The organism is Pseudogulbenkiania sp. NH8B, assembly GCF_000283535.1.
In the GTDB taxonomy this organism is placed as follows: domain Bacteria; phylum Pseudomonadota; class Gammaproteobacteria; order Burkholderiales; family Chromobacteriaceae; genus Pseudogulbenkiania; species Pseudogulbenkiania ferrooxidans.
The window spans coordinates 946,468-960,840 of record NC_016002.1 but is presented as its reverse complement, the minus strand read 5'-3'; the positions used below and the strand labels follow the sequence as shown (position 1 = coordinate 960,840).

Here is a 14,373-nt window from a genome sequence, read left to right as displayed (position 1 = left end):
AGAACACGGAATGACAATCAACGAAACGAAGGCAGCCATTGCCCTGCACCCCTGGTCCAGCCAGTCACCAGTAAAAGGCGATCGCTTCCTGCGCTGCGCCACGGTGCTGGATCGCTGCGGCATCAGCAAGACCACCATGTACGACTGGATCGCCGTTGGCGAATTCCCGGCCCCGGTGCCGCTTGGCGGCAAAAGCGTGGCCTGGCTAGAATCCGAAATCGATGCCTGGCAGTTGTGGAAGGTTGGACAGAGGGCGGCGGCATGAGAGCCCGCCACCAGAATCAAGGCCACCGGACACGGTGGCTTTTTGCATTACAATGCAGCGCAAAGCGTAATACCCCGGCATGCGTGACAGATATGCGGCCAAAACAACAGGGGGTATATTAGGGGGTATCTTCCTTACAAAAACAAGAACAAATGATACATAACAACATGTTACGCTATTAATTCTTGCGCCGCAGATGCGCGCGGAATAAGTACGCCGATACGACCTTTTTGTAGGTTTGCAGAGTTGATGCAAATTTTCAGCGGATAGCTGAAAAATCCAGATGTCGGAAGAGTAAGGCCCAGCCAGACATGGCTGGGCTTTTTTTGTTTTTAAGTCCGTCACGGCTGGGTTTTTATCCGGTTACCCGGCGCCCATGAATAAAAAAAGTTGGCCGAAGACACGCTTCGGCCAACCTTGGCAAGCAACCGCAGAGCTGCCCTATCAGGCACTGGAGGTGAGTCGCTCCGGCAGCAGGATGCCCTTCTCCAGCAGCTTCTCGAACTCCTTGGCCGGGACCGGTTTCGCCAGCAGATAGCCCTGGGCGGCATGACAGCCCTCACGGTCGAGGAACTTCCACTGCTCGATGGTCTCCACCCCTTCCGCAATCACCGTCATGTTGAGGTTCTTGGCCATGTTGATGATGGCGCGGGCAATGGCCGAATCGTCCGCATCCATCGGAATGTCACGCACGAAGGAACGGTCGATCTTCAGCTTGTCCGCCTTGAAACGCTTAAGGTAGGACAGACTGGAGTAGCCTGTACCAAAGTCGTCGATGGAAAGCTGCAGCCCCATGCTCTTGATGCGGTCGATGGTATGGATGGTGGTTTCGACATCGTCCATGATCACGCTCTCGGTCACCTCGACGTCCAGATCACTGCCCACCAGCCCGTGCGCCGATAGTGCCCGCTGCAGGTGTACGGCCAGGTCCTGCTGCCTGAACTGCAGCGTGGACAGATTGACCGCCAGCGAGATGCGCGGCAGTCCCTGGCGGCGCCACTGCGCCAGCTGGCGGCAGGCCTCCTGGATCACCCAGTTGCCGATCTGGACGATGAAGCCCCGCTCCTCGGCGACCTCGATGAAGCGTACCGGCCCCAGCAGGCCCAGCTCGGGGTGCTGCCAGCGGATGAGCGCCTCGGCACCGATGATTTCCCCGGTCTTCAGGTCGACCTGCGGCTGGTAGTGCAACACGAACTCGTCGCGATCCAGCGCGTAGCGCAGCTGGCTCTCGATCTCGAGGATTTCCCGAGCCCGAGCATTGAGGTCGGCCGTGTAGAACTTGTAGCTGTTGCGACCGGCCGATTTGGCGTGGTACATCGCGGCGTCGGCGTTGCGCACCAGGGTCTCGAAGTCACGGCCATCGTCCGGGAACACACTGATGCCGATCGACGGCGTGATCGAGATCGAGTGGTTGAACAGTTCGACCGGCGGCTCCAGCACCTCGCGGATGCGCTCGGCGGCCAGTGCCGCACTGCCAGGATCGGCGATCAGCGGCAACAGCACGATGAACTCGTCGCCGCCCTGGCGTGCCACCACTTCACCCGTCAGCAAGGTCGAGCGGATACGCTCTGCCAGCACCTGCAGCAAGGCGTCGCCCGCCGAATGGCCGAGCGACTCGTTGATGGTCTTGAAACGGTCGAGGTCGAGCAGTAGCAGCGCCAGCCGCTCGTTGTCGCGCGTAGCGTTCTGGATCGCCAGCTCGACCCGATCCTGGATATGCGCGCGGTTGGGCAAGCCGGTCAGCACGTCGAAATGCGCCAGGAACTGGATGCGCTCGTCGGCGGCCTTGCGCTCGGACAGGTCGCTGAAAATCGCCACGTAATGGGTAATTTCGCCCACCGCATTGCGCACGGCGCTGATTGCCAGCCACTCCGGGTAGACCTCGCCGTTCTTGCGACGATTCCACAGCTCGCCCTGCCAGGAACCATGCTCGTTGATGGCACTCCACATCGCTTCGTAGAAGGTCTCGTCGTGACGGCCGGAAGACAGCATGTCCGGCTTCTGCCCCAGCACTTCCTGCTGGCCGAAGCCGGTGATCTGGCTGAACGCCCTGTTGACGCTGCGGATGCGCTTGTCCGCGTCGGTGATCATGATGCCCTCGACGGTATTCTCGAACACCTTGGCCGCTAGCTGCATGCGCTCTTCAGCCACGCGCTTTTCGGAGATGTCGCGCACCATGCGCCATACCGCGTTGATGCGACCGAAGGAATCCCGCATCGCCACGGTCTTGACGCTGACCGGCACCACGTTGCCGAAGCGGTTGATGTAGCTGGCCTCGAATTCATCGCAATAGCCGAAGCGCAGCACCTTGTTGTCGAGGTTGAAGCGCTCCATCCCCTCGCTCTCCGGCGCGATCAGCGACCAGAAGTTCTGCAGCTTGAGCTGGTCGAGGCTGTAGCACATCAGGTTGAGGAAAGCCGGGTTGGCATCGATCACCTGGCCGTCGAGCGAGCTGATCACGATGCCGTCTAGGTTGGACCAAAACAGCTCGCGGTACTTGTTCTCGGAACGGCGCAAGGCATCCTCCACCTCGCGCCGCCGGGCGATGTCCGACTCCAGCGCCAGGGTCTTGGCGCGCAATTCGTCGATCAGGCGCTTGAGTTCGGCTCGCGTCCACTCGAGGTGGCGCCCCAGCCGGCCGATCTCATCCTTGCGCTCCCAGAGAAAGGGGGTGTCGAGGTGCAATTCGGCCAGATGCGTCGCCTGCTCGGTCAGGGTGCGCATCGGCTTGAGGAAGCGGGAATGCAGAATGCCGACGATCAGCAGAATGGACAGCCCCAGCTGGGCGAACAGGATCATCAGCAGGTTCTTGAGCTGATTGCTCTGGGCGATGGTCAGGTGCTCGGTGTCGAACTCGATGGTGACCTGGCCGATTTCCTCGCCACGGTAGATGACCGGTTTCTGGACAAAGGAGACGCCGCCGATACGGCGCTCGCTACGCAGCGCGTAGAGGAAAACGGTGTTGGACTGGGTATCGGTCACCCGCACCGAAATGACGCGACTGTCCTCCATCACCGAGGCGATCAGCGGACTACCGGCCTGGCGGCTGAGGTTCCACAGCGGCTCCTGCATGCCCAGCGCCACGATGTCGAGCAGACGGCGCTGATCGGTTTCCAGCTGCGCCACCATGTTGTCGCGCTGCAGACCAAACCCCAGCACGGTGATGATGGACGCAGGAATCAGCAGACCAAGAATAACGGCAACAAGCACCACCACCCGCAGCGAAAAGCGCGAAGCCACGGTCTGGTTAACGGCTGACTGGCGCGACGATGTCATGTTTTTCTGGTCCATCAAGCTCAAGCGGGGTCAGATCCCGGTATTTAATAGTTATCGACACGTTTACCTAATTCGAGAGGGAGTATACCCCTACCCGTCGATTGCCTTGCCTGTTTCACGCGCCTACAATCCGCAGAACTTATACCAAGGATAGGCAGTTCGAGCAAAGATGACACGACCACAGTATGACATGACGGTCAGCGCGCGCTGGGTGATCACCGTCGAACGCGACGGCGAAGTGCTTGAAAATCATGCCATAGCCATCAAGAATGGCAGAATCGAGGCAATAATACCAGCCAACCAATTGGCGGCGATTTCTGCGACACAACACGTCGACCTGCCCCACCATGTGCTGATGCCGGGCCTGATCAATCTGCACGGCCACTCGGCCATGACGCTGTTGCGCGGCCTGGCCGACGACAAGGCCCTGATGGACTGGCTGAACAACCATATCTGGCCAGCCGAAGGCAAGCATGTGCGCGACGACTTCGTGTTCGACGGCGCACTGATCGCGATGGCGGAGATGATCCGGGGCGGCACCACCACCATCAATGACATGTATTTCTATCATGCCGCCATGGCCCGCGCCGGGCTAGCGTCCGGCATGCGCACCTTCGTCGGCTGCTCCATCCTGGAGTTCCCGACCAATTACGGCGCCAACGCCGACGATTACATCAGTAAAAGCCTGGCCGAACGCCGCGAATTCCTGGGCGAGGAGCTGGTCACCTTCACCCTCGCGCCGCACGCCCCCTATACCGTTTCCGACGACACCTTCCGCAAGGTCGCGATGCTGGCCGAGCAGGAAGACATGCTGATCCACTGCCACATTCATGAAACGGCCGACGAAGTCGAGGGTAGCGTCAAGGAACGCCAGCAACGCCCTCTTGCGCGCCTGAAGGAGCTCGGCCTGTTGTCACCGCGTTTGATCGCCGCGCACATGGTGCACCTCAACGACGAGGAAATCGAGTTGGTGGCACGCCATGGCGTCTCGGTCGCCCACAACCCGGCCTCCAACATGAAGCTCGCCTCCGGCATCGCCCCGGTGAAGAAGATGCTGGATGCCGGCGTGACCGTCGGCATCGGCACCGATGGCGCAGCCTCCAACAACAAGCTCGACATGCTGGCCGACACCCGCCTGACCGCGCTGCTGGCCAAGGTGGGCACGCTCGACCCGACCGCCGTCCCCGCCGCCACCGCCATCCGTATGGCCACCCTCAACGGCGCCAAGGCGCTCGGCATCGACGACAAGGTCGGCAGCATCGCGATCGGCAAGCAGGCCGACCTGATCGCCCTCGACCTGTCCGCCATCGAGACCGCTCCGGCATTCGACCCCATCTCGCACGTGGTCTATGCCGCCGGCCGCGAACAGGTGACGCACACCTGGGTCAAGGGCGAGACGCTGCTGGACAACCGCATTCTGACCACGCTGGACGAAGCAGCCCTGATGACCAAGGCCGCCGACTGGCGCAACCGTATCCTGGCAAGGTAAAGCAGATGAGTAATGTCGACGAACTGGAACTGGATAAATTCAGCCAGCTGGCCCACAAGTGGTGGGACAAGGAAAGCGAATTCAAGCCGTTGCACGAGATCAATCCGCTCAGGCTCGGTTACATAGACGACCGCGCCGGACTCGCCGGCAAGACGGTGCTCGACGTCGGCTGTGGCGGCGGCATTCTGGCCGAAAGCATGGCACTGAAAGGCGCCAACGTCACCGGCATCGACCTCGCCAAGAAGTCGTTGAAGGTTGCCCAGCTGCACAGTCTCGAGTCCGGCGTCAGTGTCGACTACCGCTGCGTGGCAGTGGAAACGTTGGCCGAAGAACTGCCCGGTCACTTCGACGTGGTGACCTGCATGGAAATGCTGGAGCATGTGCCGGATCCGGAGAGCGTGGTGCGCAGCTGCTCTCGTCTGGTCAAACCGGGAGGCTGGGTGTTTTTCTCCACCCTCAACCGCAACGCCAAGTCCTACCTGCTGGCCGTTCTGGCTGCGGAGTACGTTCTCGGCATGCTGCCGCGCGGCACCCATGAATACGGCCGCTTCATCAAGCCGTCGGAGCTCGGCCGCATCGCCCGCCATGCAGGACTCGAGCTCGAGGACATCTCCGGCATGAGCTATAACCCGCTGACCCGCACCTACGTGCTGGGCAACGACACCGGCGTCAACTACCTGATCGCCACCCGCCGTCCGCTCGCCTGACGCGACAAGGCCGCCCTCCCCCACACGGGTAGCGGCGGCCTTGGTAAACAGCCGACAACAAAAAACCCTTCGCCGTGCACCAGCGAAGGGTTCTTTATCAAGAAGACCAGCAGATTACTTCAGCTTGGTTTCTTTGTAGGTCACGTGTTTACGTGCAACGGGATCAAATTTCTTGATCTCCATCTTTTCCGGCATCGTGCGCTTGTTCTTCGTAGTGGTGTAGAAGTGGCCAGTGCCGGCGGTGGATTCCAGTTTAATCTTATCGCGCATGGTATACCTCAGTCGCTATCTTGATGAGCTGCTATCAGATCTCGCCGCGTGCGCGCAGATCGGCCAGGACAACTTCGATGCCCAGCTTGTCGATGGTACGCAGTGCAGCGTTGGATACGCGCAGACGCACCCAGCGGTTTTCGCTTTCTACCCAGAACTTGCGATATTGCAGGTTCGGCAGGAAACGACGTTTCGTCTTGTTGTTGGCGTGGGAAACATTGTTCCCGGTCATCGGACGCTTGCCGGTGACTTTGCAAACTCGCGCCATGGTTAAACTCCCAAAACCGGTAAAAGCTGGCTTTATAACATAGAAACAGGAAGATACGCAAGAAGAACCGTTGGCGCGGCACCTTGCTCTCATACCCAGAATGATTGCCTGGAATTATACCCGGATTCCACGGCGGCAGGCAGCAAAAATCGTCCGGCGCCGCCTTTGCGGCACAACACCGCTTGCGCCACATGACGGTTCAACTCTCGTCCGTTTCAGGTTAAAATCCGGGATTCCGTTACAAGCGTGTTCCCATGACCAAGTACATCTTCGTCACCGGCGGCGTGGTGTCCTCCCTCGGCAAAGGCATTGCCGCGGCGTCTATCGCTGCCATCCTCGAGTCCCGTGGCCTGAAGGTCACCATGTTGAAGCTCGATCCCTACATCAACGTGGACCCGGGCACCATGAGCCCGTTCCAGCACGGCGAAGTGTTCGTGACCGAAGACGGCGCCGAAACCGACCTCGACCTTGGCCACTACGAGCGCTTCATCCACGCCAAGATGAAGAAGAGCAACAACTTCACCACCGGCCAGGTATACGAGTCCGTCATCACCAAGGAACGCCGCGGCGACTACCTCGGCGGTACAGTGCAGGTGATCCCGCACATCACCGACGAGATCAAGCACAAGGTCCACGAAGGCGCTGGCGATGCCGACGTCGCCATCGTCGAGATCGGGGGCACCGTGGGCGACATCGAGTCGCTGCCGTTCCTTGAAGCGATCCGCCAGCTGCGCTCCAACCTCGGGCGCAAGAACACGCTGTACGTGCACCTGTCCTACGTGCCGTTCATCGCGGCGGCCGGCGAGATCAAGACCAAGCCGACCCAACACTCGGTGCGGGAGCTGCGCGAGATCGGCATCCAGCCGGACATCCTGCTGTGCCGCATGGACCGCGAGCTGCCGGAAGACGAAAAGCGCAAGATCGCGCTGTTCTGCAACGTCGAAGAAAATGCCGTGATCGGCTGCTACGACTCGGACAGCATCTACAAGGTGCCGAGCATGCTGCACGCGCAGGGCATCGACGACATCATCTGCGAACAGCTGCAGCTGGAACTGCCCAAGGCCGACCTGTCGGTGTGGGACCGCATCGTCGACGCCATCGAGCACCCGGAACACGAGATCAACATCGCCATGGTCGGCAAGTACGTCGACCTGACCGAATCGTACAAATCGCTGTCCGAAGCACTCAAGCACGCCGGCATCCACACCAAGAGCCAGGTCAACATCCATTACGTCGACTCGGAAGAAGTCGAGCGCGACGGCTGCGCGACGCTGAAGGGTATGGACGCCATCCTGGTGCCGGGCGGCTTCGGCAAGCGCGGCGTCGAGGGCAAGATCAAGGCGGTCAAGTTCGCCCGTGAAAACAAGATTCCGTACCTGGGCATCTGCCTCGGCATGCAGATCGCGCTGATCGAATACGCCCGCGACGTGGCCGGACTCAAGGGCGCCAACTCCACCGAATTCGACCTCGAAACCGAATACCCGGTGGTAGCGCTGATTGATGAATGGGTCAACCACGACGGCAAGATCGAGAAGCGCGACGAGAACTCCAACCTGGGCGGCACCATGCGCCTGGGCGGGCAGGCCTGCGACCTGGAGCAGGGCTCGCTGGCGGCGCACATCTACGGTGCCAAAAGCATCGTCGAGCGTCATCGTCATCGCTACGAAGTGAACAATTACTACGTGCCGCGACTCGAAGAAGCTGGCCTCACCATCAGCGGCCGCTCCGCCGGTCATGAAAAGCTGGTGGAAACCATTGAGATCAAGGACCATCCGTGGTTCTTCGCCTGCCAGTTCCACCCGGAATTCACCTCCACCCCGCGTGACGGCCACCCGCTGTTCATCGCTTACGTGAAGGCGGCGCTGGCTCACCAGCAAGGGAAGTAAACGATGCAACTGTGCGGATTTGAAGTCGGCCTCGACCAGCCGTTTTTCCTGATTGCCGGCACCTGCGTGATCGAGAGCGAGCAGATGGCGCTCGATACCGCCGGCCAGTTGAAGGAAATCACCAGCGCGCTGGGTATCCCGTTCATCTACAAGTCGAGCTACGACAAGGCCAACCGGTCGTCCGGCAAGTCGTTCCGTGGCCTCGGCATGGACGAGGGCCTGCGCATCCTGGCGGAGGTACGGCACCAGATCGGCGTGCCGGTGCTGACCGACGTGCACACCGAAGCCGAGGTACCGCACGTAGCGGCCGTGGTCGACGTGCTGCAGACACCGGCCTTCCTGGCGCGCCAGACCGACTTCATCCGTGCCGTGGCGCAAAGCGGCAAGCCGGTCAACATCAAGAAGGGCCAGTTCATGGCCCCTTCCGACATGAAGAACGTCATCGACAAGGCACGCGACGCCGCGCGCGAGGCGGGCCTGTCCGAAGATCGCTTCATGACCTGCGAACGCGGCGCCTCGTTCGGCTACAACAACCTGGTGTCTGACATGCGCTCGCTTGCCATCATGCGCGAGACCGGCTGCCCGGTGGTATACGACGCGACCCACTCGGTGCAGCTGCCGGGCGGTCAGGGCACCGCCTCGGGAGGGCAGCGCGAGTTCGTGCCGGTGCTGGCGCGAGCCGCCGTCGCGGCCGGCATCGCCGGCATGTTCATGGAAACCCACCCCGACCCGAGCAAGGCACTGTCCGACGGCCCCAACGCCTGGCCGCTGGGCCGCATGCAGGAGCTGCTGGCCACGCTCAAGGGCATCGACGCGCTGGTCAAAGCAGGCCCGCTGCCAGAACAATCACTGTAACCATTTGACTACATTTCGGCCAACCATTACGGTTGGCCGAAGCATTTGCTTGACTAAACACACCTAGAACAAAGGGAACAGACATGAGTTCGATCATCGATGTGATCGCCCGCGAGATTCTCGATTCGCGCGGCAATCCGACGGTTGAAGCCGACGTGCTGCTGGAATCGGGCGTGATGGGCCGTGCCGCCGTGCCGTCCGGCGCCTCCACCGGTGCCAAGGAAGCGCTGGAACTGCGCGACGGCGACAAGAGCCGTTACCTGGGCAAGGGCGTGCTCAAGGCCGTGGAAAACATCAACACCGAGATCTGCGAAGCCATCATCGGCCTCGATGCCTCCGACCAAGCCTTCATCGACAAGACCCTGATCGAACTCGACGGCACCGAAAACAAGGGCCGCCTGGGCGCCAACGCCATGCTGGCGGTATCGATGGCCGTGGCCCGCGCCGCCGCCGAAGACGCCGGCTTGCCGCTCTACCGCTACTTGGGCGGCGCCGGCCCGATGGCCCTGCCGGTGCCGATGATGAACGTCATCAACGGCGGCGCGCACGCCAACAATACCCTGGACATCCAGGAATTCATGATCATGCCGGTGGGTGCCGCAACCTTCCGCGAAGCCCTGCGCTGTGGCGCCGAGATCTTCCACTCGCTGAAGAAGCTGTGCGACCAGAAGGGCTACTCCACCACCGTCGGTGACGAAGGCGGCTTCGCCCCGAACCTGGCCACCCACGAAGACGCCATCAAGCTGATCCTCGACGCCATCGACGCCGCCGGCTACGTGGCCGGCCAAGACGTGATGCTGGCGCTCGACTGCGCCTCGTCCGAGTTCTACAAGGACGGCCAGTACCACCTGTCCGCCGAAGGCCTGTCGCTCAGCTCCGAGCAGTTTGTCGACTACCTGGAAACGCTGGCCAACAACTACCCGATCATCTCGATCGAAGACGGCATGAGCGAGCACGACTGGGATGGCTGGAAGATCCTGACCGAACGTCTGGGCAAGCGCGTACAGCTGGTCGGTGACGACCTGTTCGTGACCAACCCGACCATCCTGGCCGAAGGCATCCAGCAAGGGCTGGCCAACTCGCTGCTAGTCAAGGTCAACCAGATCGGCACCCTGAGCGAAACCCTGAAGGCCGTCGATCTCGCCAAGCGCTCCGGCTACACCAGCGTGCTGAGCCACCGCTCCGGCGAAACCGAAGACAGCACCATCGCCGATCTGTCCGTGGCCACCAACTGCATGCAGATCAAGACCGGTTCGCTGTCGCGCTCCGACCGCATGGCCAAGTACAACCAGCTGCTGCGTATCGAAGAAGAGCTGGGTGATGCCGCCTACTACCCGGGCCGTTCGGCCTTCTACCACCTGAAGTGATTGCATGCGCTGGCTGACCCTGGTCCTGGTCGTCCTGATCACTACCCTGCAATGGCCGTTATGGTTCGGCAAGGGTAGCTGGCTCAGGGTCTGGCAGCTGGACAAACAACTTCAGGAACAGCGTGCGGTCAACCAGACCCTGATCGCACGCAATGCCGCCCTCGATGCCGAAGTGGGTGACCTCAAGCGGGGCACCGACGCCATCGAGGAGCGCGCGCGCAATGAGCTTGGCATGATCCGCCAAGGTGAGGTATTTTTCCAGTTATTGGACCCGAACGGTAAATCGCCACCCCGACAATGACGGTGGCCGCCGGGCTCAACCTCACGCATTCATGACCAACACCGATGATGGCTGGCGATAAAAGCTCCAGGATCTGGGCAATGACAACAAACAACCCCATCGAAGTCGCCCGCGAAACGCTGAAACAACTCAGCACCCGCAAACTACTGCCCACCCCGGAAAATTACGAGCGCGTCTACCAGGAGCTCGCCAAGGCTCCGACAGAGCGGGAAAACAAGCTCGCCACCCAGCTGTTTCGCGCGCTGGAGAGCCTGCCCAACGACAACGCTGCCGCCAAGGCGATGTTGCAACGCCTGCAACTGCTCATCAAAGCGTCCCACTGGGAGCAGGTTCCGCAACTGGTGATCGATTTTGCCCGACAGAGCCAGACCACCCAGCAGCTCGCCCAGGAATGGGGCAGCCTGATCGAGAACCTGATCAAGAGCTGGGATTTGCGCCAGACCGATTTCCCGCAGCACTTCAAGCAAGCCGGACTGGAACGGCTGCTGATCACCTACGGCAAACAGCCGCAGGAACTCAACAAGAAACTGCATTCGCTGATCCAGACCTGGAATACCCCGTTGCGGGATCGCGAGCCGCTCTCGGAGGAAATACTGCCTTCCGACGAGACAACGGCGGTCGCCGAGCTCCCCCCGAGCTGGACGGTCTGGCAGCGCATCCTGTGCTTTGCCTTGAAGCACGGCCTGGAGCCGCGCCTGCAGCCCTACCCCGAGCTGGTGCTCAATCTCGAAGCCATGATCGGCGAAGTGGAGCAACTCGGCGACGAGGCCACGCTCAACAGCCTGCTGCCGCGGCTGCGCGCCTTCATGATCAAGGTCGAGCTCTACACCCAGCAGGAAGGGCGCCTGGTCACCGGGCTGTCGAACCTGCTCAAACTGCTGCTCGACAATATCGCCGAGGTCAACCGCTCGGACAGCTTCATGGTCGGTCAGATCGCCACGCTGCAGGAAGTGCTCTCGCAAGAACCCTTGTCGATGCAGCAGATCTACCAGCTGGAAACCAGCCTGAAGGAAGTCATCCGCAAGCAGGGTGCGCTGAAGAACTCGCTCGACGAGGCCGCCAGCTCGCTGCGCAATCTGCTGGATCGCTTCGTGTCGCGGCTGGCCAGCATGACCGACAGCACCGACGAGTTCCACAGCAAGATCAGCACGCACAGCACGCGGCTGAGACAGATCCAGAACGTCGAGGAACTCACCCCCATCATCAGTTCGCTGATGGAGGACACCTCGACGATGCAGCTTAACCTGGTCAGGTCGCGTGACGAGCTGCTGTCCTCCCGCGAACAGGTGGAGTCGGCCGAGCAACGCATCAAGGAACTGGAAATCGCCCTGGAGGCGGCCAGCGCCAAGGTGAAGGAAGACCAGCTGACCGGCGCCTACAACCGGCGCGGACTGGCCGAGCACTTCCAGCGCGAGATCAGCCGCGCCGAACGCACCAACAGCCCGTTGTCGGTGGCGCTGATCGATGTCGACAACTTCAAGCAGCTCAACGACCACTATGGCCACCTGACCGGCGACGACGCGCTGAAGCACCTGGTCAACGTGACCCGCCACACCATGCGCCCCTCCGACATCGTGGCGCGCTTCGGCGGCGAAGAATTTGTCATCCTGCTGCCGGACACGCCCCCCCCCGAGGCCATCCAGGCCATCCAGCGCTTGCAGCGCGAGCTGACCAAGACCTTCTTTCTCGCCAATAACGACCGCCTGCTGATTACCTTCAGCGCCGGGGTAGCGAAATGGCATCTGGGCGAGCGCGATACCGACGTGATTGAACGTGCCGACCAGGCCATGTATCAGGCCAAGATCAGCGGCAAGAACCGGGTCTGCTCCGCGGAAGCGGAAGAAGCCCCCCCTGCTGCCTGACGGCGTTCATCCAACAAAAAACGGCCCAAACGGGCCGTTTTTACTTTGTGGGGCTCACTCCACCACCGGGCCGCCACCCTTCTTCGTGGCCTTGCCGGCCTCGGCACGACGCCGCCGCACCTCCTTGGGGTCGGCAATCAGGGAACGATAGATCTCCACCCGATCATGCGCACGCAGTACGAAATCCTCCTTCACCGTCTTGCCGAACACCCCCAATTGGAGATGGGCCAGGTCGATCTCGGGGAACTGCCCGGCGATACCCGACAGCTCCACCGCTTGACGCGCCGTGGTGCCTGCCGCAACGGTCTGCGTGATGATCTGCTGGCGCTCGGGCCGCGCGTACGTGACTTCAATCTGAATGGTATTAGTCATCGCCGTAAATCCGGTCTGCTTCCTTGATGAAGGCATCCACCAACGAACCGGAGATATGGCCAAATACCGGTCCGATCAGTTTTTCCAGCAGATGACTGGAAAAGCGGTAGGTGAGGCGGAACTCGATCTTGCAGCCGATCTCGCCCAGCGGGTGGAAATGCCATCGTCCCTGCAGATGCTCAAAAGGCCCCTCGACCAGTTCCATGCTGATCGTCTCGCCATCGACATTGACATTGCGGGTGGTGAAATGCTGCCGAATTCTCAGATAGTCGATATGCAGACTGGCCACCAGCTGGTTGCCCACACGTTCATGAACCTCAGCCCTTCCGCACCAAGGCAAGAAGCGGGGATAGTGCTCGACATCGTCCACCAAGGCGAACATCTGTTCTACCGTATGGGGCACCAGGACATTCTTTTCGACAACCAGCATGGCAAGGGAAAACGCAAAAAGAGTAAAGGTACACCAAGCGCGCCTCCCCCGCCATGTCCGAGTTGGACGCGGCCAGGCCCAACGGAGCCAAACCGCTGAAATGACTCGACTTTAGCGATAGCACCGGTATCTGATAGAATACCGGATTCTCTTACCCTCACATGCCCATGAGCATCATCGACAACCGCAAGGCCTACCACGATTATTTCATCGAGGAAAAGCTCGAGGCCGGCCTCGTGCTGGAAGGCTGGGAAGTCAAGGCGATCCGGGCCGGCCGGGTGCAGCTCAAGGAGAGCTACGTCATCTGGAAGAATGGCGCCTTCTGGCTGTTTGGCTGCCATATCTCGCCGCTGCAGTCCGCCTCGACCCACGTCAAGCCCGACCCGACGCGCAACCGCAAGTTGCTGCTGAACCAGGCCCAGATCAATAAGTTCATCGGCAAGGTCGAGCGGGCCGGCTACACCATGGTCGCCCTCGACCTGCACTACACCAAGGGCATGATCAAGGCTGAAATCGGGCTGGCCAAGGGCAAGAAGCTGCATGACAAGCGCGACAGCGCCAAGGAACGCGAACTCGACCGCGAGAAACAGCGTTTCCTGCGAGACCGGGGGTAGGCCATGAAAACCAGTGTTTCGCTACCGATCGTACTGATCACGCTGGGCTCGCTGTGGTTTCTGAAGAGCACCTACCTGCTGCCAGAAACCTCGACCCTGCTCGCCCTGTTGCTGGTGACGGCCGGGGTTATCCTCTTCGTCATCGACGGCTTCAACAAGTCGTCGATGGTCACCAGCCCGATGCTGATGTACGGCGGTGCCGCCGTCTACCTGTACGACTCGGCCGGCCTGCGTCTGAGCCACGTGCTGTCGCTGGGCATGGTGCTGATGGGCATCCTGCTGCTGTTGGCGCGCAGCGACCGCATCCCGGAGCGCAGCCAGCGTGCACCGGAACGACAGCTCAACGGCGACGGGCGTTGAGCCGATACTGACATCTATTAGACGATTGAGGGCCGCAAGGCCCGTTCTCCA

General features: G+C 61.0%; 15 protein-coding genes. 10 read left to right on the top strand and 5 right to left on the bottom strand.

The window, feature by feature from the left end; genetic code table 11:
* The first annotated feature begins 10 nt into the window (after positions 1-10).
* Entirely contained in the window at positions 11-265 is a 255-nt protein-coding gene (locus NH8B_RS04575; RefSeq protein ID WP_014086218.1) for a helix-turn-helix transcriptional regulator, read from the top strand.
* 444 nt (positions 266-709) lie between these two features.
* On the opposite strand, the gene NH8B_RS04570 is transcribed toward NH8B_RS04575, so the two are convergent.
* Positions 710-3,541 carry an EAL domain-containing protein gene (locus NH8B_RS04570; protein WP_014086217.1) on the bottom strand — a complete coding sequence of 944 codons (2,832 nt, stop codon included), beginning with the start codon at positions 3,539-3,541 and terminating at the stop codon, positions 710-712.
* Between the two features lie 169 nt (positions 3,542-3,710).
* Here NH8B_RS04570 and NH8B_RS04565 point away from each other — a divergent pair, with 169 nt between their 5' ends.
* Positions 3,711-5,030 (top strand): TRZ/ATZ family hydrolase, encoded by a 1,320-nt coding sequence (locus NH8B_RS04565; RefSeq protein WP_014086216.1) that lies wholly within the window; start codon positions 3,711-3,713, stop codon positions 5,028-5,030.
* Positions 5,031-5,035: 5 nt separating this feature from the next.
* Positions 5,036-5,737 (top strand): bifunctional 2-polyprenyl-6-hydroxyphenol methylase/3-demethylubiquinol 3-O-methyltransferase UbiG, encoded by a 702-nt coding sequence (gene ubiG / locus NH8B_RS04560; protein WP_008953149.1) that lies wholly within the window; start codon positions 5,036-5,038, stop codon positions 5,735-5,737.
* A 114-nt stretch (positions 5,738-5,851) separates the two neighbouring features.
* On the opposite strand, the gene rpmG is transcribed toward ubiG, so the two are convergent.
* Positions 5,852-6,007: a 50S ribosomal protein L33 gene (gene rpmG, locus NH8B_RS04555; RefSeq protein ID WP_008953150.1), complete on the bottom strand. Its 156-nt coding sequence runs from the start codon at positions 6,005-6,007 to the stop codon at positions 5,852-5,854.
* Between the two features lie 34 nt (positions 6,008-6,041).
* Positions 6,042-6,275, bottom strand: coding sequence for a 50S ribosomal protein L28 (gene rpmB / locus NH8B_RS04550; RefSeq protein ID WP_008953151.1), 234 nt, complete (start codon positions 6,273-6,275; stop codon positions 6,042-6,044).
* Between the two features lie 254 nt (positions 6,276-6,529).
* Between rpmB and NH8B_RS04545 the strand changes: the two genes are divergently transcribed.
* From NH8B_RS04545 to NH8B_RS04525, 5 genes are all read left to right on the top strand, one after another.
* Positions 6,530-8,161 (top strand): CTP synthase, encoded by a 1,632-nt coding sequence (locus NH8B_RS04545; RefSeq protein WP_014086215.1) that lies wholly within the window; start codon positions 6,530-6,532, stop codon positions 8,159-8,161.
* 3 nt (positions 8,162-8,164) lie between these two features.
* Positions 8,165-9,016, top strand: coding sequence for a 3-deoxy-8-phosphooctulonate synthase (gene kdsA, locus NH8B_RS04540; protein WP_014086214.1), 852 nt, complete (start codon positions 8,165-8,167; stop codon positions 9,014-9,016).
* Between the two features lie 83 nt (positions 9,017-9,099).
* The gene (gene eno, locus NH8B_RS04535; protein WP_008953154.1) at positions 9,100-10,383 is read left to right on the top strand and encodes a phosphopyruvate hydratase; all 1,284 of its coding nucleotides are present in this window, start codon (positions 9,100-9,102) and stop codon (positions 10,381-10,383) included.
* Between the two features lie 4 nt (positions 10,384-10,387).
* Positions 10,388-10,684, top strand: a complete 297-nt coding sequence (gene ftsB / locus NH8B_RS04530; RefSeq protein WP_014086213.1) for a cell division protein FtsB — start codon at positions 10,388-10,390, stop codon at positions 10,682-10,684.
* A gap of 80 nt (positions 10,685-10,764) precedes the next feature.
* The gene (locus tag NH8B_RS04525) at positions 10,765-12,546 is read left to right on the top strand and encodes a GGDEF domain-containing protein (RefSeq protein ID WP_014086212.1); all 1,782 of its coding nucleotides are present in this window, start codon (positions 10,765-10,767) and stop codon (positions 12,544-12,546) included.
* A 54-nt stretch (positions 12,547-12,600) separates the two neighbouring features.
* On the opposite strand, the gene NH8B_RS04520 is transcribed toward NH8B_RS04525, so the two are convergent.
* Both NH8B_RS04520 and NH8B_RS04515 read right to left on the bottom strand, forming a co-directional pair.
* Positions 12,601-12,918, bottom strand: a complete 318-nt coding sequence (locus NH8B_RS04520; protein WP_014086211.1) for an RnfH family protein — start codon at positions 12,916-12,918, stop codon at positions 12,601-12,603.
* Positions 12,911-13,348, bottom strand: a complete 438-nt coding sequence (locus tag NH8B_RS04515; RefSeq protein ID WP_008953158.1) for a type II toxin-antitoxin system RatA family toxin — start codon at positions 13,346-13,348, stop codon at positions 12,911-12,913. Before NH8B_RS04515 ends, NH8B_RS04520 begins: the two co-directional genes overlap by 8 nt.
* A 167-nt stretch (positions 13,349-13,515) precedes the next feature.
* Here NH8B_RS04515 and smpB point away from each other — a divergent pair, with 167 nt between their 5' ends.
* Positions 13,516-13,962, top strand: coding sequence for an SsrA-binding protein SmpB (gene smpB / locus NH8B_RS04510; protein WP_008953159.1), 447 nt, complete (start codon positions 13,516-13,518; stop codon positions 13,960-13,962).
* Between the two features lie 3 nt (positions 13,963-13,965).
* Positions 13,966-14,322, top strand: a complete 357-nt coding sequence (locus tag NH8B_RS04505; protein WP_008953160.1) for a hypothetical protein — start codon at positions 13,966-13,968, stop codon at positions 14,320-14,322.
* Positions 14,323-14,373 lie beyond the last annotated feature (51 nt).

Excerpts from the sequence above, each read along its gene's own strand:
- NH8B_RS04515 (WP_008953158.1), bottom strand. The coding sequence starts at position 13,348 with ATGCTGGTTGTCGAAAAGAATGTCCTGGTGCCCCATACGGTAGAACAG.
- NH8B_RS04570 (WP_014086217.1), bottom strand. The coding sequence starts at position 3,541 with ATGACATCGTCGCGCCAGTCAGCCGTTAACCAGACCGTGGCTTCGCGC.
- NH8B_RS04505 (WP_008953160.1), top strand. The coding sequence starts at position 13,966 with ATGAAAACCAGTGTTTCGCTACCGATCGTACTGATCACGCTGGGCTCG.
- eno (WP_008953154.1), top strand. The coding sequence starts at position 9,100 with ATGAGTTCGATCATCGATGTGATCGCCCGCGAGATTCTCGATTCGCGC.
- rpmB (WP_008953151.1), bottom strand. The coding sequence starts at position 6,275 with ATGGCGCGAGTTTGCAAAGTCACCGGCAAGCGTCCGATGACCGGGAAC.
- NH8B_RS04545 (WP_014086215.1), top strand. The coding sequence starts at position 6,530 with ATGACCAAGTACATCTTCGTCACCGGCGGCGTGGTGTCCTCCCTCGGC.
- rpmG (WP_008953150.1), bottom strand. The coding sequence starts at position 6,007 with ATGCGCGATAAGATTAAACTGGAATCCACCGCCGGCACTGGCCACTTC.
- smpB (WP_008953159.1), top strand. The coding sequence starts at position 13,516 with ATGAGCATCATCGACAACCGCAAGGCCTACCACGATTATTTCATCGAG.
- ftsB (WP_014086213.1), top strand. The coding sequence starts at position 10,388 with ATGCGCTGGCTGACCCTGGTCCTGGTCGTCCTGATCACTACCCTGCAA.
- NH8B_RS04520 (WP_014086211.1), bottom strand. The coding sequence starts at position 12,918 with ATGACTAATACCATTCAGATTGAAGTCACGTACGCGCGGCCCGAGCGC.
- NH8B_RS04565 (WP_014086216.1), top strand. The coding sequence starts at position 3,711 with ATGACACGACCACAGTATGACATGACGGTCAGCGCGCGCTGGGTGATC.
- kdsA (WP_014086214.1), top strand. The coding sequence starts at position 8,165 with ATGCAACTGTGCGGATTTGAAGTCGGCCTCGACCAGCCGTTTTTCCTG.
- NH8B_RS04525 (WP_014086212.1), top strand. The coding sequence starts at position 10,765 with ATGACAACAAACAACCCCATCGAAGTCGCCCGCGAAACGCTGAAACAA.
- NH8B_RS04575 (WP_014086218.1), top strand. The coding sequence starts at position 11 with ATGACAATCAACGAAACGAAGGCAGCCATTGCCCTGCACCCCTGGTCC.
- ubiG (WP_008953149.1), top strand. The coding sequence starts at position 5,036 with ATGAGTAATGTCGACGAACTGGAACTGGATAAATTCAGCCAGCTGGCC.